Origin of the sequence: Rhodococcus sp. T7, assembly GCF_009872365.1 — a bacterium.
In the GTDB taxonomy this organism is placed as follows: Bacteria; Actinomycetota; Actinomycetes; order Mycobacteriales; family Mycobacteriaceae; genus Rhodococcus_F.
Genome location: NZ_WXYH01000243.1, coordinates 51,379 through 71,784 on the forward strand (window position 1 = coordinate 51,379; position 20,406 = coordinate 71,784).

22 protein-coding genes are annotated in these 20,406 nt (G+C 68.7%); 11 read left to right on the forward strand and 11 right to left on the reverse strand.

Annotation, left to right across the window (positions count from 1 at the left end):
* Positions 1-31: 31 nt before the first annotated feature.
* Together MLGJGCBP_RS21840 and MLGJGCBP_RS21845 are read left to right on the forward strand one after the other, a co-directional pair.
* Positions 32-514, forward strand: a complete 483-nt coding sequence (locus tag MLGJGCBP_RS21840; RefSeq protein ID WP_005240833.1) for a cation:proton antiporter regulatory subunit — start codon at positions 32-34, stop codon at positions 512-514.
* A 7-nt stretch (positions 515-521) separates the two neighbouring features.
* On the forward strand, positions 522-1,694 hold the full coding sequence (locus tag MLGJGCBP_RS21845) for a cation:proton antiporter (protein WP_087555834.1): 1,173 nt from the start codon (positions 522-524) through the stop codon (positions 1,692-1,694).
* 82 nt (positions 1,695-1,776) lie between these two features.
* On the opposite strand, the gene MLGJGCBP_RS21850 is transcribed toward MLGJGCBP_RS21845, so the two are convergent.
* Both MLGJGCBP_RS21850 and ppgK read right to left on the reverse strand, forming a co-directional pair.
* On the reverse strand, positions 1,777-3,150 hold the full coding sequence (locus MLGJGCBP_RS21850) for an RNA polymerase sigma factor (RefSeq protein ID WP_087555835.1): 1,374 nt from the start codon (positions 3,148-3,150) through the stop codon (positions 1,777-1,779).
* A 121-nt stretch (positions 3,151-3,271) separates the two neighbouring features.
* The gene (ppgK, locus tag MLGJGCBP_RS21855) at positions 3,272-4,024 is read right to left on the reverse strand and encodes a polyphosphate--glucose phosphotransferase (RefSeq protein WP_160097986.1); all 753 of its coding nucleotides are present in this window, start codon (positions 4,022-4,024) and stop codon (positions 3,272-3,274) included.
* 178 nt (positions 4,025-4,202) lie between these two features.
* On the opposite strand from ppgK, the gene MLGJGCBP_RS21860 reads away from it, so the two are divergent.
* Entirely contained in the window at positions 4,203-5,105 is a 903-nt protein-coding gene (locus MLGJGCBP_RS21860; protein ID WP_442972116.1) for an inositol monophosphatase family protein, read from the forward strand.
* 7 nt (positions 5,106-5,112) lie between these two features.
* On the opposite strand, the gene cei is transcribed toward MLGJGCBP_RS21860, so the two are convergent.
* Positions 5,113-5,802 (reverse strand): envelope integrity protein Cei, encoded by a 690-nt coding sequence (gene cei / locus MLGJGCBP_RS21865; RefSeq protein ID WP_087555837.1) that lies wholly within the window; start codon positions 5,800-5,802, stop codon positions 5,113-5,115.
* Positions 5,803-6,284: 482 nt separating this feature from the next.
* Between cei and MLGJGCBP_RS21870 the strand changes: the two genes are divergently transcribed.
* Complete coding sequence (locus MLGJGCBP_RS21870; protein WP_087555838.1) at positions 6,285-6,587, forward strand: DUF4193 domain-containing protein; 303 nt, start codon at positions 6,285-6,287, stop codon at positions 6,585-6,587.
* A 46-nt stretch (positions 6,588-6,633) separates the two neighbouring features.
* Here the strand turns inward: MLGJGCBP_RS21870 and MLGJGCBP_RS21875 are convergent, their stop codons facing one another.
* A complete protein-coding gene (locus MLGJGCBP_RS21875; RefSeq protein WP_087555839.1) occupies positions 6,634-7,104 on the reverse strand; it encodes a DUF3093 domain-containing protein in 471 nt (156 codons plus the stop codon).
* A gap of 86 nt (positions 7,105-7,190) precedes the next feature.
* Between MLGJGCBP_RS21875 and dut the strand changes: the two genes are divergently transcribed.
* Together dut and MLGJGCBP_RS21885 are read left to right on the forward strand one after the other, a co-directional pair.
* Positions 7,191-7,712 (forward strand): dUTP diphosphatase, encoded by a 522-nt coding sequence (gene dut, locus MLGJGCBP_RS21880; RefSeq protein ID WP_201453155.1) that lies wholly within the window; start codon positions 7,191-7,193, stop codon positions 7,710-7,712.
* A 2-nt stretch (positions 7,713-7,714) separates the two neighbouring features.
* The gene (locus tag MLGJGCBP_RS21885; RefSeq protein ID WP_160097988.1) at positions 7,715-8,578 is read left to right on the forward strand and encodes a DUF3710 domain-containing protein; all 864 of its coding nucleotides are present in this window, start codon (positions 7,715-7,717) and stop codon (positions 8,576-8,578) included.
* Positions 8,579-8,608: 30 nt separating this feature from the next.
* On the opposite strand, the gene MLGJGCBP_RS21890 is transcribed toward MLGJGCBP_RS21885, so the two are convergent.
* A complete protein-coding gene (locus MLGJGCBP_RS21890; RefSeq protein ID WP_160097989.1) occupies positions 8,609-9,322 on the reverse strand; it encodes an alpha/beta fold hydrolase in 714 nt (237 codons plus the stop codon).
* 136 nt (positions 9,323-9,458) lie between these two features.
* Between MLGJGCBP_RS21890 and MLGJGCBP_RS21895 the strand changes: the two genes are divergently transcribed.
* Both MLGJGCBP_RS21895 and MLGJGCBP_RS21900 read left to right on the forward strand, forming a co-directional pair.
* Positions 9,459-9,836 (forward strand): OB-fold nucleic acid binding domain-containing protein, encoded by a 378-nt coding sequence (locus tag MLGJGCBP_RS21895; protein ID WP_043825920.1) that lies wholly within the window; start codon positions 9,459-9,461, stop codon positions 9,834-9,836.
* Positions 9,837-9,864: 28 nt separating this feature from the next.
* On the forward strand, positions 9,865-10,545 hold the full coding sequence (locus MLGJGCBP_RS21900) for a DUF3159 domain-containing protein (RefSeq protein ID WP_160097990.1): 681 nt from the start codon (positions 9,865-9,867) through the stop codon (positions 10,543-10,545).
* A gap of 79 nt (positions 10,546-10,624) precedes the next feature.
* Here MLGJGCBP_RS21900 and MLGJGCBP_RS21905 read toward each other — a convergent pair whose 3' ends face one another.
* Complete coding sequence (locus MLGJGCBP_RS21905) at positions 10,625-11,284, reverse strand: potassium channel family protein (protein ID WP_015890497.1); 660 nt, start codon at positions 11,282-11,284, stop codon at positions 10,625-10,627.
* A gap of 48 nt (positions 11,285-11,332) precedes the next feature.
* On the reverse strand, positions 11,333-11,998 hold the full coding sequence (locus tag MLGJGCBP_RS21910; protein ID WP_087555844.1) for a potassium channel family protein: 666 nt from the start codon (positions 11,996-11,998) through the stop codon (positions 11,333-11,335).
* 162 nt (positions 11,999-12,160) lie between these two features.
* On the opposite strand from MLGJGCBP_RS21910, the gene MLGJGCBP_RS21915 reads away from it, so the two are divergent.
* From MLGJGCBP_RS21915 to MLGJGCBP_RS21925, 3 genes are all read left to right on the forward strand, one after another.
* Positions 12,161-14,155 carry an APC family permease gene (locus tag MLGJGCBP_RS21915; protein ID WP_087555845.1) on the forward strand — a complete coding sequence of 665 codons (1,995 nt, stop codon included), beginning with the start codon at positions 12,161-12,163 and terminating at the stop codon, positions 14,153-14,155.
* A 13-nt stretch (positions 14,156-14,168) separates the two neighbouring features.
* Positions 14,169-15,437 carry a class I SAM-dependent RNA methyltransferase gene (locus tag MLGJGCBP_RS21920; protein WP_160097991.1) on the forward strand — a complete coding sequence of 423 codons (1,269 nt, stop codon included), beginning with the start codon at positions 14,169-14,171 and terminating at the stop codon, positions 15,435-15,437.
* Positions 15,438-15,510: 73 nt separating this feature from the next.
* The gene (locus MLGJGCBP_RS21925) at positions 15,511-15,969 is read left to right on the forward strand and encodes a MarR family winged helix-turn-helix transcriptional regulator (RefSeq protein ID WP_160097992.1); all 459 of its coding nucleotides are present in this window, start codon (positions 15,511-15,513) and stop codon (positions 15,967-15,969) included.
* Here the strand turns inward: MLGJGCBP_RS21925 and MLGJGCBP_RS21930 are convergent.
* From MLGJGCBP_RS21930 to glsA, 4 genes are all read right to left on the reverse strand, one after another.
* Positions 15,966-16,628 carry an SIMPL domain-containing protein gene (locus MLGJGCBP_RS21930; RefSeq protein WP_160097993.1) on the reverse strand — a complete coding sequence of 221 codons (663 nt, stop codon included), beginning with the start codon at positions 16,626-16,628 and terminating at the stop codon, positions 15,966-15,968. The two genes, MLGJGCBP_RS21925 and MLGJGCBP_RS21930, sit on opposite strands and share 4 nt — an antisense overlap.
* Complete coding sequence (locus tag MLGJGCBP_RS21935) at positions 16,625-17,464, reverse strand: ABC transporter permease (RefSeq protein ID WP_087555849.1); 840 nt, start codon at positions 17,462-17,464, stop codon at positions 16,625-16,627. The genes MLGJGCBP_RS21930 and MLGJGCBP_RS21935 overlap by 4 nt, the downstream gene beginning before the upstream one ends.
* Positions 17,461-18,420, reverse strand: coding sequence for an ATP-binding cassette domain-containing protein (locus tag MLGJGCBP_RS21940; protein ID WP_160097994.1), 960 nt, complete (start codon positions 18,418-18,420; stop codon positions 17,461-17,463). The genes MLGJGCBP_RS21935 and MLGJGCBP_RS21940 overlap by 4 nt, the downstream gene beginning before the upstream one ends.
* A 106-nt stretch (positions 18,421-18,526) precedes the next feature.
* On the reverse strand, positions 18,527-20,347 hold the full coding sequence (gene glsA, locus MLGJGCBP_RS21945) for a glutaminase A (protein ID WP_160097995.1): 1,821 nt from the start codon (positions 20,345-20,347) through the stop codon (positions 18,527-18,529).
* Positions 20,348-20,406: the final 59 nt, after the last annotated feature.

The following is a 20,406-nucleotide window of genomic DNA, read 5'->3' on the forward strand; positions in this document are numbered from 1 at the left end:
TTGGTCACCCCCGTCGGACTACCGTGGTGGCATGAACGTTGAAGTGACGCCACTACCCGGTATCGGGGTGCGTAAGGACTTCGAACTCGCCGCCGGTCGCCGCATCGGTGTCATCACCCACCGCGACGGCCGCACGGACCTCATCGTGTCGAAGGCCGACGACCCCGACGCCTGCGCCGCGTCCGTGCCGCTCACCACCGAGGAAGCGGCCGTGCTCAGCAATCTGCTCGGAGCACCGCAACTGGTGGCGCAGCTGGAGGAGGAACACCGGGACCTGCCCGGCATCCGCACCAAGCAGCTGTACATCAAGGAAGATTCCCGGTTCGACGGCCGCCCGCTCGGCGACACCGCGATGCGCACGCGCACCGGGGTCTCGATCGTCGCGGTCATGCGGGCGGGACAGGTGTACCCGTCACCGAAGCCCGACTTCCTGCTCACCTCCGGCGACCTGCTGGTCGCCGTCGGAACCACAGACGGACTGGACGCGTCAGCCAAGCTCCTGGCCAACGGCTGACAGACCCGTGAACACCACCACGCTCGCGCTCATCGAACTGGGCGCGGTGTTCTTCGCGCTCGGTCTGCTGGGCCGTCTGGCAGCTCAATTCGGGATGTCGCCGATCCCGTTCTATCTCCTCGGCGGTCTCTGTTTCGGCAGCGGCGGATTCGTCAACCTCGGCGACATCAGCGAGTTCAGCCACCTGGCGAGCGAGATCGGGGTGGTGCTCCTCCTGCTTCTGCTGGGGCTCGAGTACACCGCGTCGGAACTCGTCACCGGACTGCGACGGTCGTGGATGGCCGGTGTCGTGGACGCCGTCCTCAACGCCGCGCCGGGAGCGGTCGTAGCCCTGATGCTGGGGTGGGGACCCACCGGTGCCGTCGTGATGGCCGGCGTCACCTACATCTCGTCCTCGGGCATCATCGCGAAGGTGCTGAGCGACCTGGGACGGCTCGGTAACCGCGAAACGCCGGTCGTGCTGTCGATCCTGGTGTTCGAGGACCTCGCGATGGCCGTGTACCTGCCCATCCTGACGGCCCTGCTCGCCGGCGTCAGTTTCGCCGGTGGACTCGAGGCGGTGGCCATCTCCCTCGTCGTGATCTCCGTCGTCCTCGTGATCGCGCTGCGGTACGGCCGCTACGTGTCCGCTCTGCTGGACAGCCCGGACAGCGAAACCCTGCTGCTGAAGCTGCTCGGTGCCGCGCTCCTCGTGGCGGGGATCAGCTCGGCGATGCAGGTCTCGGCCGCCGTCGGGGCGTTCCTGCTGGGGATCGCGATCTCCGGCACGACCGCCCACAACGCCAGCCGCGTCCTCGAGCCGCTCCGCGATCTGTTCGCGGCGATGTTCTTCGTGGTGTTCGGGCTCAACACCGATCCCCGGGCGATTCCGCCGGTCCTCGGCTGGGCCGTGCTGCTCGCAGTCGTCACCGCGCTGACGAAGATGATCACCGGTGCGTGGGCGGCGAAACAGCAGGGGGTCGGGCGACTGGGCCGGGCCCGCGCCGGGGTCGCGTTGATCGCGCGCGGCGAGTTCTCGATCGTCATCGCCGGCCTGGCGTTGTCGGCGGGCGCCGTGGAGAGCGAACTCGTGGCACTCGCCACCGCGTACGTGCTCCTGATGGCCGTCATCGGCCCGGTGGCGGCCCGCGTGGTCGAACCGGTGGCGGGGGCCTGGATCCGGGTTCGCACCACCGCCTGACGGGCGGCCGCCGGATGCCCCGGCGCACGGACGACGATGCCCCCGGACTCGCTCGGAGTCCGGGGGCATCGCAGTCTGGGCGTCAGTCCAGGTAGTCGCGCAGTACCTGCGACCGCGACGGGTGGCGCAGCTTCGACATGGTCTTGGACTCGATCTGGCGGATGCGCTCACGCGTGACGCCGTAGACCTGTCCGATCTCGTCGAGCGTGCGGGGCTGTCCGTCGGTCAGGCCGAAGCGCAGGCGCACGACGCCCGCTTCACGCTCGGAGAGCGTCTCGAGCACCGACTGCAGCTGGTCCTGCAGCAGGGTGAAGGACACGGCGTCGACGGCCACGACGGCCTCGGAGTCCTCGATGAAGTCACCGAGCTGGCTGTCGCCTTCGTCGCCGATGGTCTGGTCGAGGGAGATGGGCTCACGCGCGTACTGCTGGATCTCCAGCACCTTCTCGGGCGTGATGTCCATTTCCTTGGCGAGCTCTTCGGGCGTGGGCTCGCGGCCCAGGTCCTGCAGGAGTTCACGCTGGATGCGGCCGAGCTTGTTGATGACCTCCACCATATGCACCGGGATGCGGATGGTGCGGGCCTGGTCGGCCATCGCGCGGGTGATGGCCTGACGGATCCACCACGTGGCGTACGTCGAGAACTTGTAGCCCTTGGTGTAGTCGAACTTCTCGACGGCACGGATGAGGCCCAGGTTGCCTTCCTGGATCAGGTCGAGGAACGCCATACCGCGGCCGGTGTAGCGCTTGGCCAACGACACCACGAGGCGGAGGTTGGCCTCGAGGAGGTGGTTCTTGGCGCGGTTTCCGTCGCGGCAGATCCAGCTCATGTCCCGGCGCTGGGCGGCGGGGAGCTTCTCACCGGAGTCGGACAGCTCCTGCATGATCTGGGTCGCGTACAGCCCCGCCTCGATCCGCTTGGCGAGCTCGACCTCCTCTTCGGCGTTGAGGAGGGCGACCTTGCCGATCTGCTTGAGGTAGGCGCGGACGGAGTCTGCGGACGCGGTCAGCTCGGCGTCCTTGCGGGCCTGGCGGAGCGCCTCGGACTCCTCCTCGTCCCACACGAAGTCGCCGGACGCCTTGTCCTTCTCGGACGGCTCCTCGGTCTCCTCGTCCTCGCCGACTGCGACGACCTCCACGACATCGGACTCGACCTCGGCGAGGTCGCCCTCGGTGATGTCGATGTCTTCCATGTCGGCGGAATCCTCGTCGAGGTCCTCGCCGTCCGCACCCTTACCGGCCGTGGCCTTCTTGCCGCCCGCCTTCTTCGCCGCCGCCTTCTTGGCGGGGGCCTTCTTCGCTGCTGCCTTCTTGGCGGGGGCCTTCTTCGCCGCTGCCTTCTTCGCGGGAGCTGCCTCGGCTGCCGGAGCGGTGCCGGTGGCTGCCGCTGCGACTGGTGCTTCCGGTCCTGACTCTGAAGTCGAATCAGCAGTCTGACGTGTATCGGTGGCTGCCACGTACGCCCTTTCGTGACGGTGTCGTGCGGCGTCACGCCAGAGTGGTCATCCGGCGGAGAGGTCTACTGGTTTCGCCGGCGCGCAGCCGGGCTCTTCCATTGTAACGACCCATCCGAAATAGTTACGGAGCGATGCCCGTTTCGACCGCGAGCGCAGCACCGACGATTCCCGCCGTGTTGAGCAGCGCAGCAGGTACGACGGGTGTCCTGTTGGTCAGATGGGGGATCCACTTCTCGTGTTTGCGGCTGATTCCGCCGCCGGCGATGAACAGATCCGGCCACAGGAGGTCCTCGAACCGGGTGAGGACCCGGCTGACCTCGGCCGCCCACTCCTTGTACGAGAGATCCTTCTTCTCCTTCACCGAGGACGCCGCCCGGTGTTCGGCCTCCTTGCCGTGCACCTCCATGTGCCCGAACTCGGTGTTGGGGAGCAGCACGCCGTCGTGGAGGATCGCCGAGCCGATGCCCGTGCCGAACGTGAGGAGGATGAGGACCCCCTTCGCGTCTCTGCCGGCGCCGAGCGCGTCCTCCGCTATCCCCGCCGCGTCCGCGTCGTTGAGGACGGTGACACGTCTGCCGCCGAGTGCGTCCGAGAACAGCGCCCGCGCGTCCGTCCCGATCCAGCCCTTGTCGATGTTCGCGGCGGATCGTGCGACGCCGCCGGTGACCACGCTCGGCAGAGTGATACCGACCGGTCCGTCCCATTCCGCCTGCCGGATGATCTCCGCGACGGTCTCCGCGACCGCCTCCGGGGTGGACGGCTGGGGGGTGAGGAGCTTGATGCGGTCGCCGATCAGCTCGCCGGTCTCGAGATCCACGACGCCACCCTTGACGCCGCTGCCTCCGACGTCGACACCGAACCCCGTTTTGGCCATGGCGTGTGCTCCTCCGTGTCGACGACGACGTGTTCTCGGGCGCGCTTCTGCTGCCCGTCACACTAGTGCGTCGAGGCGGGTTCGGTGGGTGATGACACTCGAGGACGCTGCGCTGCCGGAAGGGGACCGCGAACGTCAGCGGTGGTGTGAGGCAGCGAAAGTGTGTTCCGATGGGTGAGTGCATGCACCCCAGAATTCAGACACCGCGCAAGGCCACGCCGGCATCGATCCCGGACGACTGCTCGAGGTCGCCGTCGCGGTGGCAGAGGAGGCCGCCGCCCACGTCCGGGCACGGCGGCCCGAGGTATTCGGAATCGTCGGGACGCGAGCGGAATCCGGTGACTCCGTGGCGTCGAAGAGCACTCCCACCGACCCGGTCACCGTCGTCGACACCGAGAGCGAGCAGGTCATCCGCGACCGCCTCGCGGAGCTTCGTCCAGAAGACGCGATCCTCGGCGAAGAAGGTGGGGGAGAGGGTGATTCCGTCGCGGGGGTGCGCTGGATCGTCGACCCGATCGACGGCACCGTCAACTTTCTGTACGGGGTGCCCGCGTACGCCGTCTCCGTGGCCGCCCAGATCGACGGAGTGTCCGTCGCCGGGGTCGTGGTCGACGTGGCGGCCCGGTCGACGTACGCGGCGGCACGCGGCGGCGGGGCGACCCTCACCGACGCCGACGGGCGGGTCAGCGCACTGAGGTGCAATCCCGTCACCGACGTGTCGATGGCGTTGCTCGCCACCGGATTCGGATACGGCGCGGCCCGGCGCAAGGTGCAGGGCGCCCTCATCGCCGACATCCTGCCGAGGGTGCGGGACATCCGCCGGATCGGTTCGGCGGCCCTCGACCTGTGCATGGTCGCGGCAGGCCGTGTCGACGCCCATTTCGAACACGGGCTGAGCCCGTGGGACTGGGCGGCGGGCTCGCTGATCGCGACCGAGGCAGGCGCCCGCGTGCGGATCCCGTCGCCGCACACGTCGAGTGCGGACGGTGAGGTGGTGGTCGCCGCTGCCCCCGGCATCGCCGACGCGCTGGACGCCCTGTTCACCGAGACCGGGGCGGACGCCCCGATCCCGGAGGGGTGACCGGCGGTCAGCAGCGGGCGGTGCGCGCCGCCTTCAGGAGGTCGATGTCGAGAGGTGCGGGCTGGGTCCCGGGCGGCGGGTCCTTCAGCGACCGCAGAACCTCCTCGGCGTCGGCGTTCGGCGAGATCTTGCGGAAATAGGTTCCGAGGGCGAGGTCGACCGTGTCGTCGGTGCGGGTGTCCTGGATGAGTTCGGCGCACGGGGCCACCAGCCAGAGCGCGCTCGCGGCGGCGGCGCCGTTCGGGCCGAACCGCAGCTGCCCCTGGCACTGCATGTTCTGATCGACGTAGATCGGGTCGTTGCCGGCCTGGACGTCGGGTGCGCTCGCGAACCCGTAGTCGCTCAGCTGTGCGGCCACCTGCGCCGCCTGGCCGTGCTCGCCGTTGGCGTTGAAGACGCGCACCTTCGTGGCGGACAGCGCGGCGGGCTCCACGTCCCGCAACGTGGAACCGTCGACCCTCTCGCCCAGCGCCTGCGGCGGCGGGGCCGCGGGATCGACCGGTTGTGCGGCCGGCTGCGGAGAATTGCAGTCGACCGTCGCGGCCAGATCCTCGTCGTCGCCGAGGACGCCCATCCACACGACGGCTCCGAGCAGAGCGAGGACCGCGAACACCACGAGGATCGGCATCGCCCGCCGCCGCCGGAACGGACGACCCTTGTCGTCGAGCGGGCTGCCTTCGGTGATCAGTGAAACCACAGTGTGCCTCGACCTCTCCTACGAACTGCGCTTCGAACGTTTCGCCCGTCCAGCGCACCGATACAGGCCCCGGCCACACGTCGTGGCGCAGGTTCGGCACCTACCTTAGATCCCTACGGCGTCATAACCCCGAACCCGTCCCCGTTGTGGAATGTCACAGCTTGCTGTGGTGTTGGTGACGATTAGCAGACAATTTGCGCGATCGGCCGATTCGGTTACGTCTTTTGTACTTCCTTCGGCTACTGTCTGGCGGCCCCAGTCGTTCAAAGCATGCAGAACGAGGGTCGGCAGAAGATGACAAAAGAGGCGTAGATCATGTTTCCGGAGCCTGGTGTCCGGGCACGTATCCATCCGCTGCAGCGCCCTGCAGTCGCAGGGTGTGATCTGCGCCGAGGCGGTTTTTCGGGTGGACGGTCGACCGGCAATCGGTCCGACGTGCCGCACGGGCCGGGATACACGGAAGAAGATGAGGGGAAGGCGACATGGCAACTGACTACGACGCACCGCGGCGAACAGAGTCCGACGAGGTTTCGGAGGATTCGCTGGAGGAACTGAAGGCGCGACGCAACGAGGCTCAGTCGGCTGTCGTCGACGTCGACGAGTCCGACACCGCGGAGTCGTTCGAACTGCCCGGCGCGGATCTGTCCGGCGAAGAACTCTCGGTACGGGTCGTGCCGAAGCAGGCCGACGAATTCACGTGTTCGAGCTGTTTCCTGGTGCACCACCGCAGCCGGCTCGCCAGTGAGGCGGGCGGAGTGCTGGTGTGCAGGGACTGCGCAGCCTGAGCGGCGGCGAGTACGAGTGGCGGACGGTGGGAGGCCCACCGTCCGATCAGTCTCCGTCCGCCTGCGGGCGCGCACGATCGAGCGCGGCCAGCAACTCCGCAGGCCGACGCGTGCTGATCAACCAGTAGGGGGTCGGGTCCTCGGGGTCGTCGAGCACGATCAGTGCCATCGGCTTGACCCAGACCCGGTGTTGCACGAAGGCGGCGGGGTCGAGCTGACGGCCGAGAGCCGCACTCTTCGCCGAGCCCGGAACCTCGGCGACCCGCGCGATGACGTCCACCGGCAGGTGCGCCTGTCCGACCCGCAGGTGGACGCCGCTCGGTTCCTCGACGACCTCGACGCGCAGGCGGCTGAGCCAGACGAGCCCCCACACGGGCAGCGGCAGCAGCAGGACGTACGGCAGCCACGCGCGCAGGCCGGGCGCACCCATGTGCACCTCCGCGGCGAGCAGCCCGGCGACGAACAGGCCCACTGCCCACCACCAGACGGGCACCCACAGGCGCTCGGAGTACAGCACGGGCGAGGCGTTATCGGTGGGCGCGACTTCGGGCCGGGACGTTTCTGACACCCGACCAGGATAGTCGGTGTCTGAGAGTAGGCTCGGTGCACGTGAGCGACCTATCTCCCGGCCATTCTCCCGCCGCGACCCCCACCATTCCGCCCGTCGCCCTCCAGCGGCTTGACCCGGGCATTCCGGTTCCGCAGCGTGCGCACGACGGCGACGCAGGTGTCGACCTCTGCAGCACCACCGATGTGACCATCGAGCCGGGGCGCCGCGTCCTCGTCGGAACCGGCATCGCGGTCGCGTTGCCCCTGGGCACCGTCGGACTGATCCACCCCCGCTCCGGGCTGGCCGCCAAATCGGGATTGTCGGTGGTCAACACCCCCGGCACCATCGATGCCGGGTACCGGGGCGAGATCAAGGTGTGCCTGATCAATCACGACCTCGACACCCCGATCGAGATCCGGCGGGGCGACCGGATCGCCCAACTGCTCGTGCAGCGGGTCGAGCTCGTGTCGTTCGTCGAGGTCGAGTCCCTCGACGGCACCACCCGCGGCAGCGACGGACACGGGTCGAGCGGAGGCCACGCCAGCCTCGTCGGCAATGCCAGTGAAGGAGCCTGATCATGTTCGGACGTCGTAAGAAGGCGGAAGCCGAGGCCGACCCGGCCGGTTTCTTCGAGGACGCCGAGGCGGATGACGCCGACGCCGACGCGGCGGACTACGAGGACGACTACGACGCCGTGACCGAGGTGGACGGCGGTCCGTACGACGCCGACGACCTCGAGTCGGGCGCCGACCTCACCGTCGGCGAGGTCGGGACCCGCCTCGACCTCGGTTCGGTCCTCGTGCCGATGCCGCAGGGTGCGCAGTTGCAGGTCGAGATGGCGCCCGACGGTTCGCCGCAGGCCGTGCACCTCGTCACCCAGCACGGACGCATCACGGTGGCCGCATATGCGGCCCCGAAGTCGCCCGGTCAGTGGCGTGAGGTCGCGGGCGACCTTGCCGAATCGTTGCGCAACGACAATGCGACGGTGAGCGTCGAGAGCGGACCGTGGGGACGTGAGGTATTCGCCGTCACCCCGAACGCCGACCTGCGTTTCATCGGCGTCGACGGTTACCGGTGGATGGTGCGCTGCGTGGTCGCGGGACCGAGCGGTGGCAACACGGCCGATTCGGAGTTGGTCGCGTCCGCCAGGGCGATCCTGCGCGACACCGTGGTGAAGCGGGGCAACGAGCCGAACCCGGTGCGGACGCCGCTGCCGGTGGTGCTGCCCGAGGCCCTCGCGCAGCAGCTGGCCGCCGCCCACCAGCAGCAGCTGGCGCAGCAGCAGGGTGGCGCCCCGCAGCAACCGGCACCTCAGCAACCGGCGCAGCAGCCGGAACCGGGTCCGCAGGGCGTGCAGCAGCCGCCGCAGGCGCAGGCCCCGGCCCAGCCGCAGCAGCGTCGCGGCGAATCGGGTTCGGCGATGCAGCAACTCGGTCGCTGAGCCCGCGTCCGGTGGGGATCGCGGGGGGATTCAGGCCGTGTGCAGGACCGAGTCCAGCGCGCTGAGGCACGTGTAGCCGAGAACCGCCGGGTCGGCGCCGATCTCGTCCAGTGTCACCGAGACGAGACCGGCGTGCGGTAGTCGTTCGGACCAGGTGCGGGCGACCTCGAGGGGATGCACGGCGTCGTCGGTGGCCGCGGCGATGCCCACCGGCGCCGTGATGCGCGCGAGGTCGTCGAGACCGGGCGCGTGGTACTCCGACGCCTCGTCCAGCGCCGCGGGGAGGTGCGGCCACTGGGATCGCCAGGATTTCGCCAGTTCCCGGCCCAGCCACGGCGGGCTGGAGGCGATCATGTCGGCGGTGACCTGTTCGAGGCCGTCCGCCCGCAGCCGGGCGGCGGTGAACCGGGCGCTGGCGGCGGCGGGGGCGTCCGCGGCGGTCCCGGTCCACGGGGGCAGCGCCGCGAGTACCCCCGCGACACGATCGGGGTGTGATCCTGCCCACTGCAACGCCACCGCAGCGCCGATGGAGACCCCGCCGACGAAGATTCTTCCGTGCTGCGCGGCGGCGCTCTCGAGCGCGTCGAGGTAGCTGCCGACGACCCGCCGGGGATCGGGTTCGACTGCGACCGTACGCACTCCACGGCTGGTCAGGGGCTCGGTGAAGGCACGGGCGACGAAGTCCGCATCGGACCCCGTACCGGGGAGCACGACGGCCACGGACGGCCGGTCATCAGAGGGCATGAGTCGATCCTGCCTGGTGTGTCACAGCGGCCTTCCGGTGGTGTGGTTGCGGGGAACCAATGGGTCTACAGTGGCGAATACACAGCCCTACGAGCGGCGCGAAGATCTCGCGTCGCACATGCTCCAGGAGCGCGCAATGGCACCCGCCACGGCAGGATATTTTCGTCGGCTGACTCGAAGGCTCACCGAGGACCTCGAGCAGCTGGACGCCGAGGAAATGGCCGAGACGTCTCAGGCGTCCGGCGCACAACGTGCCTGCGACTGCAGCCGCGGTGAAGAGGTCACCATGCTCGGACGGCTCCGCAGTGTCGAAGCCTGTCCCAAGTCCGGAAACGCCAGCATCGAGGCGGAATTCTTCGACGGCACGGAACAGATCAAGTTGGTGTGGATCGGGCGGCGGCGCATCCCGGGTATCGAGCCGGGCAAGACCCTGCTCGTGCGTGGACGCGTCGGTGAGCGCGACGGACAGAAGGTGATCTTCAACCCGTATTACGAGCTGCGCGGCGACTCGTAGGGTCCGTCTCGTGTGGCACTCTCGTTGAGTGACCGAAACGAAGCAGCAATCCATACTCGACCAGCTCGGTGGTATCAGCGGGCTGATCTATTCGACCCTGCCCATCCTGGTCTTCGTTCCGGTCAACGGTGTGTGGGGTCTGGGCCCGGCGATCTGGGCGGCCCTCGGCGTCGCCGTCGCCATTCTCGTCTGGCGTCTCATCCGCCACAGCCCCATCCAGCCCGCGGTGTCCGGGTTCTTCGGCGTCGGTATCTCCGCGTTCATCGCCTACCGCACGGGCGATGCCAAGGGGTACTTCCTGTTCGGCATCTACACCAGCCTCGCGTACGGGGCGGTTTTCGTGATCTCGATTCTGGTGCGCCGGCCGCTCGTCGGCCTGATCTGGGGCTTCCTCAACGGCCACGGCAACCTCTGGCGGCGCCATCGCGGCGCGGTACGTGCCTACGACGTGGCCACGGCCGCCTGGGCGCTGGTGTTCGCGGCCCGGTACCTCGTGCAGTCGCAACTCTACGATGCGGACCAGACCGGCTGGCTGGCGTTCGCCCGCATCGCGATGGGCTGGCCGTTGGCCGGATTGGCTCTGCTGGTGACGATCTGGGCCGTACGCCGGGCCGACCGGATCGTCGAACCGGGCCCGGCCGAGGACGCGGGCGTACCGACGGACGACACGGAAGCGGGCGGCCCCCGCGAGGAACCCGACCGCCCCTGAGCGCGGCCCTCCGATCCGGGACCGCCTGGGGGCTGACCGGTTGCGGCGGAGACGAATTCGGCGCGGTCGCGCCGGGCGGCTACGAGAGACCGACCGCCGCGCGCAGGTCGTCCTCGACGTCCACCGCGGCGACGAACAGCAGTTCGTCACCACCCTCGAGCGGATCGTCCTGCTGCGGCACGATGACTCGTCCACCGCGGAGGATGGTGACCAGAGCGGCGTCGCGGGGCAATTGCAGTTTGCGGACGGGTTTCCCGGCGAGGGGCGTGTTGTCGGGCAGCGTGACCTCGACGAGGTTGGCCTGCCCCTGGCGCAGCGTCATCAGCCGCACCAGATCGCCGACCGACACCGCCTCCTCCACCAGCGAGGCGAGCATGCGGGGGGTGGACACGGCGACGTCGACGCCCCAGGACTCGTCGAACAACCACTCGTTGCGCGGATCGTTGACGCGGGCGACGACGCGGCTGACCCCGAACTCGGTCTTCGCGAGGAGGCTGAGGACCAGGTTGGCCTTGTCGTCACCGGTGGCCGCGATCACGACCTCGTAGGTTTCCAGGGAGGCCGCCTCGAGGCTGCTCAGCTCGCACGCGTCGGCGTGGACCCAGGTCGCCTCGGGTACCGACTCCTGCTCGACGTGCTCGAGTTTGCGCTCGATCAGCATGACGTCGTGTTCGCTGCGGACCAGTTCGCGCGCGATCGAGCGTCCGACTGCGCCGGCTCCTGCGATTGCGACTCTCATCGATTGCTTCCGTTCGGGTGGTCGATCGTGAACATTCTCACTGCCGTCTCAATTGTCCGAAGGCGGGGGATTGCCCGCGAGTGCGACGGCCTCGGCCACCGTTCCCGACACGGCCGCGATGTACACCTGGTCGTCCGACTGGAAGACCGTCTTGCGGTCGGGCAGGACGCCGGTGCCGAAGCGGATGATGAACGCGACCCGTGAATTGGTCGCCGCCTCCAGTTCGGCGACGGGCCTGCCGATCCAATCCTCGTGCAGGGACAACTCGGTGACCGCGACCGTTCCGGACGGGTCGCGCCACTTGGCGGTCTGGCTGTCGCGGGTGAGGGTGTGCAGGAACCGGTCCGTCGACCACGGGACGGTGGCGACGGTGGGGATCCCCAGCCGCTCGTACACGGCGGCGCGCTTCGCGTCGTAGATCCGGGCGACGACGCGTTCCACACCGAACGTCTCGCGGGCGACCCGCGCGGAAATGATGTTGGAGTTGTCTCCGGACGACACGGCGGCGAACGCCTCCGCGCGCTCGATACCGGCCTTGACCAGCACGTCACGGTCGAAACCCATGCCGACGACGGTGTGTCCGGGGAAGTCGGGCTCGAGACGCAGGAACGCGGCGGGGTCGCGATCGATGACCGCGACCTCGTGGCCGATCCGGGTCAGCGAGCCGGCGAGGGATGAGCCGACCCGGCCGCATCCCATGATGACCACATACACCTTGTACTCCGTTTCTGGGCTCTGGTTTCACGTCTCGAGTACGTGCGTACCGAATCGAACCGTACAGTGCCCGGACGGAAGAGCAACCGGGACAGAGATCGCAATCCGGACACATTGGTGGGTGAGGGTCCAGGTTTTCTGCGGACGGCTTACGCTTTGGCAGTGTCAAAGCTCTCGACCGCCACAAAGCGGCTACTGCTAGGCAGACCCTTCCGGAGCGACAAGCTCGGGCACACGCTGCTTCCCAAGAGGATCGCCCTCCCCGTCTTCGCGTCCGACGCGATGTCGTCGGTCGCCTATGCGCCCGAGGAAATCTTCCTCGTGCTGTCGGTGGCGGGCATCTCCGCCTACGCCTACACCCCCTGGATCGGACTCGCCGTCGCCGCCGTGATGGCGGTGGTGGTCGCCAGCTACCGGCAGAACGTGCACGCCTACCCGTCCGGCGGCGGCGACTACGAGGTCGCGACCGTCAACCTCGGTCCCACCGCCGGTCTGACCGTGGGCAGCGCCCTGCTGGTGGACTACGTGCTCACGGTGGCCGTGTCCATCTCGTCGGCGGCGTCCAACATCGGTTCGGCGGTCCCGTTCGTGGCACAGCACAAGGTGCTGTTCGCGGTCGCGGCCATCGTCCTGCTGACCGCCATCAACCTGCGGGGCATCCGCGAATCCGGTGCCGCCTTCGCAATCCCGACGTACGCGTTCATCGTCGGTATGGCGCTGATGCTGCTGTGGGGGTTCTTCCAGATCTACGTGCTGGGCAACGACCTGCATGCCGAATCGTCCGGTTTCCAGCTCGAGGCCGAGGATTCCCACCTGTACGGGATCGCGTTCGCGTTCCTGATCGCCCGGGCCTTCTCGTCCGGGTGTGCGGCACTGACCGGTGTCGAGGCGATCAGCAACGGTGTTCCCGCGTTCCAGAAGCCCAAGTCCCGCAATGCGGCGACCACGCTGCTGCTGCTCGGGTCTATTGCGATCGTGTTGCTGATGGGCATCATCATCCTGGCTCAGAAGATCGGGATCGTGTACGCGCACAGCCCGGCCGAGCAGCTGATCGGCGCCCCGGCCGGCTACCACCAGAAGACACTGATCGCGCAGATCGCCGAGACGGTGTTCGGCGGGTTCCCCATCGGGTTCTACTTCATCGCCATCGTGACCGCGCTGATCCTGGTGCTGGCCGCCAACACCGCGTTCAACGGATTTCCCGTGCTCGGCTCGATCCTCGCGCAGGACCGCTACCTGCCCCGTCAGCTGCACACCCGCGGCGACCGCCTGGCGTTCAGCAACGGCATCCTGTTCCTGTCCGGGGCGGCGATCGCGTTCGTCGTCCTGTTCGGCGCCGAGGTGACCAAGCTGATCCAGCTGTACATCGTCGGCGTGTTCGTCTCGTTCGTGCTCAGCCAGACGGGCATGATCCGGCACTGGACCCGGCACCTGAAGAACGAGAACGATCCCGCTTCGCGCCGGCGGATGCAGCGCTCCCGGGTGATCAACTCCATCGGCCTGGCCATGACCGGCGCCGTCCTGATCATTGTGCTCATCACGAAGTTCGCGGCGGGCGCCTGGATCGCGATCGTGGCCATGGTCGCGATCTTCGTCGTGATGAAGATGATCCGGAAGCATTACGACAGCGTCGCGCGGGAACTCGAGGAACAGGAATGGGACGGGGTGCTGCCCAGCCGCACGCACTCCATCGTCCTCGTCTCCAAGCTGCACATGCCGACGATGCGCGCGCTGGCCTACGCCCGGGCGACACGACCGGACACACTCGAGGCGATCACGGTCAACGTCGACGAACCCGACACCCGGGCGCTCGTGCGGCAATGGGAGAAGAGTGACATCGCGGTGCCGCTCAAGGTGATCGAGTCGCCGTACCGCGAGATCACCAAACCCGTGCTCGACTACGTGCGCCGCGTCCGCAAGGACTCGCCGCGGGACGTCGTCACCGTGTTCATTCCCGAGTACGTGGTGGGGCACTGGTGGGAGCAGATCCTGCACAACCAGAGTGCGCTGCGGCTCAAGAGCCGGCTGCTGTTCCAGCCGGGCGTGATGGTCACCAGTGTCCCGTGGCAGCTGAACTCGTCCGAGAAGGCGAAGACGCTGAACATCGAATACACGGCCGGGGCCTCGCGCCGCGGCTACGAACCCGACGACAAGTGACGGACGAGACGCGTTGAGTGAGAACTGGTCGGACCGCCACCTCGAACTGCGGTTGGGAAATCCCGGGCACGGCGGGTTCGTCGTCGCCCGCCACGAGGGACGGGTGGTCTTCGTCCGGCACGGGCTGCCAGGTGAGCGGGTGATCGCCCGGGTCACCGAGGACCGCGGCGGGTCCTACTGCCGGGCCGACGCGATCGAGATCCTCGACGCGTCCCCGGAGCGGGTCGCCCCGGTGTGCCCGGTGTCGGGTCCGGGCGGCGCGGGATGCTGCGACTTCTCGCACGCGAGCCTGCACCTGCAGCGGGACATGAAGTCGCAGGTCGTGTCGGAGCAGCTTGTGCGGCTCGCGCGGGTGCAGCGGGACGTGGAGGTCGAGGAACTGCCCGGCACGAGTGACGGCACCGGCTGGCGCACCCGGGTGCGGCTGGCCGTGGACCCGGACGGCCGTCCCGGCTATCACCGGCACCGCAGTTCCGGGATCGTCACGGACCTCGCGTGCCCGCAGATCGAGGCCGCCGCCTACGACGGTGTGGGCGAACACGATTGGAAGCCCGGCAGCGAGGTGCAGATCGTTCTCGACGGCGCGGGGGAGCGGCACGTGGTCGAGATCGCGCCGCCGAAGGTGTCGCGGACCGGCCGCACGAGTCCCGGGCGGCGCGGTGCGATGGCGCGGCGGGCGGCAGGCGGTGCGCCGCGCGCGGAGCGGGTGGTCGTGGGATCGGGTCGCCCGGTGGAGCGGGTACGCGACCGGGAATGGGAACTGGCCGCCACCGGGTTCTGGCAGGCGCATCGCGGGGCCGCCGAGACGTATTCGACGGTGGTCTCCGAATGGGCCGGGCTCACCGCAGGTGAGACCGCATGGGACCTGTACGGCGGAGTCGGGGTGTTCGCCGCCGCCCTGGCCGTGGGCGCCGGGTCGTCGGGGCACGTGGATTCCGTGGAGTCCGCGCGCCAGGCCGTGGCGGACGGGAAGTCCGCCCTCTCCGACCTCCCGCAGGTGCGTTTCCACGCAGACCGGGTCGAGCGCGCGATCGCCGGGTTGGCCTCCCCGCCACGGGTCGTGGTGCTCGATCCGCCGCGCGCGGGTGCGGGGCGTGAGGTGATCGAGGCGGTCGCCGCCGCGGGCGCGGAACGGGTGGTGCACGTGGGGTGCGACCCGGCGTCGTTCGCCCGCGATATCGGTCTGTACCTCGGGCAGGGATATCATGTCGACGAGTTGCGTGCGTTCGACGCGTTCCCTCTCACCCACCACGTGGAGTGCATCGCGTTGCTGACGCGGTGACGAAGTTCCTTACCGAACGCAACAATACGTATAGTCGAGCTCGCAAGTAGTGGGTGTTCGGGACGGGGACAGGATGTCGGTACAGGCAGATACGGCGCAGGCGCTCGTCGATGCGGTGTTCGCGCTCGGGCGGTCGTTGCGGGCGGTCGTCTCCGCGACCGGCGAGACCCCGATCGCGCCCGCACTGACGAGCGTGCTCTTCGTGCTCGCCGCGCGAGGGGAGTGCCGCCAGAACGAACTGGCCGCCGACCTGTGCGTGAGCCAGTCCTCGCTGAGCAGGCAGATTTCCGAACTCGTCGACGCGGGATATGTTTCCCGCGCCGCCGATCCCGACGACAAGCGGGCATCCCGCATCCGGGTGTCGCCGAGCGGGATGGACATTCTCGCCGAGACGACCGCACGCCGGGCCGAACGGCTGCGCGGCATGCTCGAGGACTGGTCGCAGGAACAGGCACTGGCGGCGGTGACGTCGCTGACCCAGCTCACCGACACGTTCGCCGCCTCGGTGCAGCAGCGCGGCCCCCGGCCCTAGACCAGCCGCCACCGCACACGCACGTCCACCCGCGTCGGCTTCTCGCCCCGTTCGATCGCGATGGCGGCGTCGGCCACCTCGAACGCCTTCGCGACCGGTCGCGGGGACACGTCACCGACGTCGACCTCCGCGATGTCGAGGACCTCGCCGAGTGCGCGCCCCGACAGCGAGGCGTACTGCTCCGCCTTGGCGAGTGCATCGGCCCACGCCCGTTCCCGCGCGGTCGCCGTCAGCGCGGCCGGATCGGAGAAGTCGAATTCGAGTCCGCCGAGGCGGATGTCGTCACCACCCGCACCCACGCAGGCGGCGACCACCTGCGCCGGCGACGGGGCGGACGCCCCGGCCGCACGGACCGTGATCTGCAGCGTCGTCGCCGCGGTGTAACCCGTCACCTCGCTGCCCCGGCCCTCGGCCCACGTGGTCTCGGAGTGCACGGACAGCCCCGTGGTCGCGAGGTCGGGGCCCGAGACGCCGTACCCGCGCAGGGTATCGGTGACGGCAGTTGTCGACCGGGCGACGGCCTCGAACGCATCGGCCACCGCGGGGCGCGTCGCCGTCACGGTGACGGCGGCGCGGACGAGATCCGGAACCGCGGAGACGATTCCCGATCCGCGCACGGTCACCGCCCGCTCGGCGGGATCGGACACCGGCACCGTCACGACTTGCGGTTGTACAGGCGCATCGTCAGCGGTCCGAAGATCACGATGAACCCGGCGCACCACCCGAACACGACGGCGAGATCCGCCATCTCCACCGTCCCGGCCATGAGCCCGCGAATGGACGTCACCAGCTTGCTGATCGGGTTGACACCGACGAACGCCTGGAGCCAGCCCGGCATGGTCGCGGGGTCGACGAAGATGTTGCTGGCGAACGTCAGCGGGAACAGGATGAACATCGACACGCCCATGACCGCCTGCTCGGTGCGCATCAGCATCGCGAACATCGTCCAGATCCACGACAGGCTGAACGAGAACAGCAGCAGCAGTCCGATCGACGCCACCACACCGACGAGCCCGCCGTCCGGACGGAACCCGAGGACCAGCCCGAGGATCAGGACGATGATCGACGCGATCGTGTAGCGGACGACGTCACCGAGCAGCGCGCCGACGAGAGGCGACGGACGCCAGATCGGGAGCGAGCGGAACCGGTCGAAGACACCCTTCTCGATGTCCTTGTTGAGCGTCAGACCGGTGTACATGGTGATCATGACGACCGTCTGCACGAGGATGCCCGGCAGCAGGAACTGCACGTAGGCGCTGGTCGATCCGGCCAGCGCACCCCCGAACAGGTACGTGAACATCAACGTGAACATGATCGGGAACATCGTCACGTCGAACAGTTGCTCGGGGACGTGTTTGATCTTGAGCAGGGCCCGCCAGCCGAACGACAGCGACGTCGACAGCGCGGTGGGTCGCGCGGGCCTCGGGCCGGGCATCTTCAGGACGTCGGCGACAGCGGTTGCGGTGTCGGCGGTCCGGTCGGTGGTGGAGGTCATGCGTGCTCCTCGGTGGGTCGGCCCGTGAGGGAGAGGAAGACTTCGTCGAGGCTCGGCTGCCCCAATGCGAATGTGCTGACGGCGATTCCGGCGTCGTCGAGTGCGGGCAGCGCCCGCGAGACCCGGGCCGGGTCGTCGATGCGGGCGGTGAGGGCGGCCGGATCGGCTTCCTCGGTGACCGGCACCTCGAGCACGTCCCGCAGCAGCGCCGCCGCGGCGGGGCGGGTGGCGATGTCGGTGACCCGCACGTGCAGCGCACCCGATCCGACGGAGGCCTTGAGTTCGCCGGTGGTGCCCTCGGCGATCACCTTGCCGTGGTCGATGACGGCCACCCGGTCGGCGAGTTGGTCGGCCTCGTCGAGGTACTGGGTGGTCAGCAGCACTGTCGTTCCGCCGGCCACCAGTGCGCGGACGATCTCCCACACCTGATTGCGGCTGCGCGGGTCGAGACCGGTGGTGGGTTCGTCGAGGAAGATCATCTCCGGGGTGACGATGATGCTGGCCGCGATGTCGAGTCGGCGTCGCATGCCGCCGGAGTAGTTCTTCACCTGCCGGTTGCCCGCCTCGTCGAGCCCGAACGCGGACAGCAACTGTTCGGACCGGGTTCGGGCCGCCGCGCGGGAGTACCCGTACAGCCGGCCGAGCAGCAGCAGATTCTCGCTGCCCGTCAGATCCTCGTCGAGCGAGGCGAACTGCCCGGTAAGGGAGACCTTGGCGCGCACGGCGTCCGGTTCGGTCGCGACGTCGTGACCCAGCACCGTGGCGGTGCCACCGTCGAGGGGCAGCAGCGTGGCCAGCATGCGGATCGCGGTGGTCTTGCCCGCGCCGTTCGGGCCTAGGACGCCGTAGACGCCTCCGAGGGGCACGGCCAGGTCGAGGCCGTCGACCGCGTGGGTGGATCCGAATGTCTTGACGAGTCCCGTCGTCTCGATGGCCAGCTTGGTCGCTGTGAGCATTGCACCCTGCTTTCGATTCGAGCGTCGGCGGTTCCGAGCCCCAAGCCTGTCCGATTTTTCCGATTCGGGCAACGGTTTTTCCCGCGAGGGTTTTCCCGCGAGCCGGTCAGAGTCCACCGCCCTGGCGCAGCAGCGCCCGCAGCATCACGTCGAGTTGCTCGTACGCGCCCGACGCGAGACGTTCGAGCAGTGCCAGCTTCAGTTTCGGCTCCTCCGAAGCCATTTCGGCGTAGCGCTCGGTGGTCAGCACCGCGACCGTCACCTCGGTGTCGGCACGGACGTCGTTGAGGAAACGGGAGTCGAGCATCATCGTCATCTCCCCGAAGCTCATCCCTGCCGACAACGTCATGAATCGGTGCACCGCACCCGACTGGTCGGTGATCGTGGAGCTGACCCTGCCGGACAGGATGAGGAACAGCCCGGCCGCCGGGTCACCCCGATGGATGACGAGGTCACCGCGTGCATACGAGTGGGTGACCAGGTCGCGGGTGAACCGTTCGAGTTGCTTCGCGCTGAGGGTGGACAGCATGGGGTGCTCGGCGATCGTGACGGAGGACGGTTGGCGGGCGGTGCTGCAGTGCCGGTCGAGGAGGATGTCCTCACACCACTGCACGGCGGCGTCCAGGTCGGCGAACACCCGGCCCGCCCTCCCCGACAGGTCGGAGCGGGTGTTGCCGAGCAGACCGGCCGGGTCGACGAACGCCAGCGCACACCCGCACTCTGCGAGGTCGGCCCGCAGTGTCTCGAACATCCGGCGCGCGACCCCGCTGACGTCGTCGACGCGCCGGACGTCGATCACCACCGCCTCCAGGTCTTCCTCGACGCCGCCGATCTCGCGGACGGCGCTCTCCGCGCCGGCGAACAGCAGATCCCCGTGCAGTTCGTAGATCCGGCTGCGCTTGCCGACGTCGTCGAGGGCAGCGCGCTCGGCGGGGGACCGCCGCATCCGCGAGGGGGCGTCCGACACCGAGTAGCGGGCGCGTACCGCGGAACGGGCGGCGCGGGTGACGTGCAGGAAGTGCAGCTCCAACTCGTTCGACAGGGCCCGGCACGCCTCGACTCCGCGGACGCTGTTGCCGTGGGAATCGAGACGCGGCGAGTAGATCGCGATCCCGATCTGCCCGGGTAGGACGGCGAGCACGCCGCCCCCGACGCCGCTCTTGGCGGGAAGCCCGACCTCGTAGACCCATTTGCCCGCGGCGTCGTACATTCCGCACGTCGACATCACACTCAGGACCCGCTCGACCAGCGCCGGCTCGAGGACGGTGTCCCCGGTGACGGGATTGACGCCGTTGTTCGCCATCGTCGCCGCCATCAGGCTCAGATCGCGGCACGTCACGTCGAGGGAGCACTGGCGGAAGTAGAGGTCGACCGCCTCGTCGGGGTCGCCGGTGATGATGTCGAACGAGCGGAGCATGTGGCCGATCGCCCGGTTGCGGTGCCCGCTCCCCGACTCGGACTCGTACACCGACCGGTTGAACGTCAGGTCCCGCCCCGCGTACCGGGAGTACGTGGACCGGATCCGCTCGAACCGCGTCTCCAGATCCGGACCGGCAACCAGCGACGTCGCGGTGATCGCCCCGGCGTTGATCATGGGATTGCGGGGCCGCTCCGTCCGCGGGTCGAGGCTGATCTCGTTGAACGGTTCCCCGGACGGTTCGACGTCGATCTTCTCGGCGACGGCGGCGGAACCGCGATCGGCGAGCGCGAGGGCGTACGTGAACGGTTTCGAGGTGGACTGGATCGTGAACGGCAGGCGGGTGTCGCCGACCTCGTACACGTAGCCGTCCACGGTCGCGACGCAGATGCCGAACGAGTCGGGGGCCACCGCGGCGAGTTCGGGAATGTAGTCGGCGAGCTGTCCGCCGCGGTTCTCCCGGGTCTCGGTGAAGACTTTTCCGATCAGCGCGTCCACGACGGTGCTCATGAGAAAACCCTAGAGCCTGTTCACGACGAAGTCGGGTGTTCCGCCGGGCCCGCCCAGCG

What these genes read in the sequence shown, in the direction of transcription:
- MLGJGCBP_RS21840 (WP_005240833.1), top strand. Translation starts at nt 32, where the DNA reads ATGAACGTTGAAGTGACGCCACTACCCGGTATCGGGGTGCGTAAGGAC.
- ppgK (WP_160097986.1), bottom strand. Translation starts at nt 4,024, where the DNA reads ATGGCCAAAACGGGGTTCGGTGTCGACGTCGGAGGCAGCGGCGTCAAG.
- MLGJGCBP_RS21870 (WP_087555838.1), top strand. Translation starts at nt 6,285, where the DNA reads ATGGCAACTGACTACGACGCACCGCGGCGAACAGAGTCCGACGAGGTT.
- MLGJGCBP_RS21885 (WP_160097988.1), top strand. Translation starts at nt 7,715, where the DNA reads ATGTTCGGACGTCGTAAGAAGGCGGAAGCCGAGGCCGACCCGGCCGGT.
- MLGJGCBP_RS21890 (WP_160097989.1), bottom strand. Translation starts at nt 9,322, where the DNA reads ATGCCCTCTGATGACCGGCCGTCCGTGGCCGTCGTGCTCCCCGGTACG.
- MLGJGCBP_RS21895 (WP_043825920.1), top strand. Translation starts at nt 9,459, where the DNA reads ATGGCACCCGCCACGGCAGGATATTTTCGTCGGCTGACTCGAAGGCTC.
- MLGJGCBP_RS21905 (WP_015890497.1), bottom strand. Translation starts at nt 11,284, where the DNA reads ATGAGAGTCGCAATCGCAGGAGCCGGCGCAGTCGGACGCTCGATCGCG.
- MLGJGCBP_RS21925 (WP_160097992.1), top strand. Translation starts at nt 15,511, where the DNA reads ATGTCGGTACAGGCAGATACGGCGCAGGCGCTCGTCGATGCGGTGTTC.
- MLGJGCBP_RS21935 (WP_087555849.1), bottom strand. Translation starts at nt 17,464, where the DNA reads ATGACCTCCACCACCGACCGGACCGCCGACACCGCAACCGCTGTCGCC.
- MLGJGCBP_RS21940 (WP_160097994.1), bottom strand. Translation starts at nt 18,420, where the DNA reads ATGCTCACAGCGACCAAGCTGGCCATCGAGACGACGGGACTCGTCAAG.
- glsA (WP_160097995.1), bottom strand. Translation starts at nt 20,347, where the DNA reads ATGAGCACCGTCGTGGACGCGCTGATCGGAAAAGTCTTCACCGAGACC.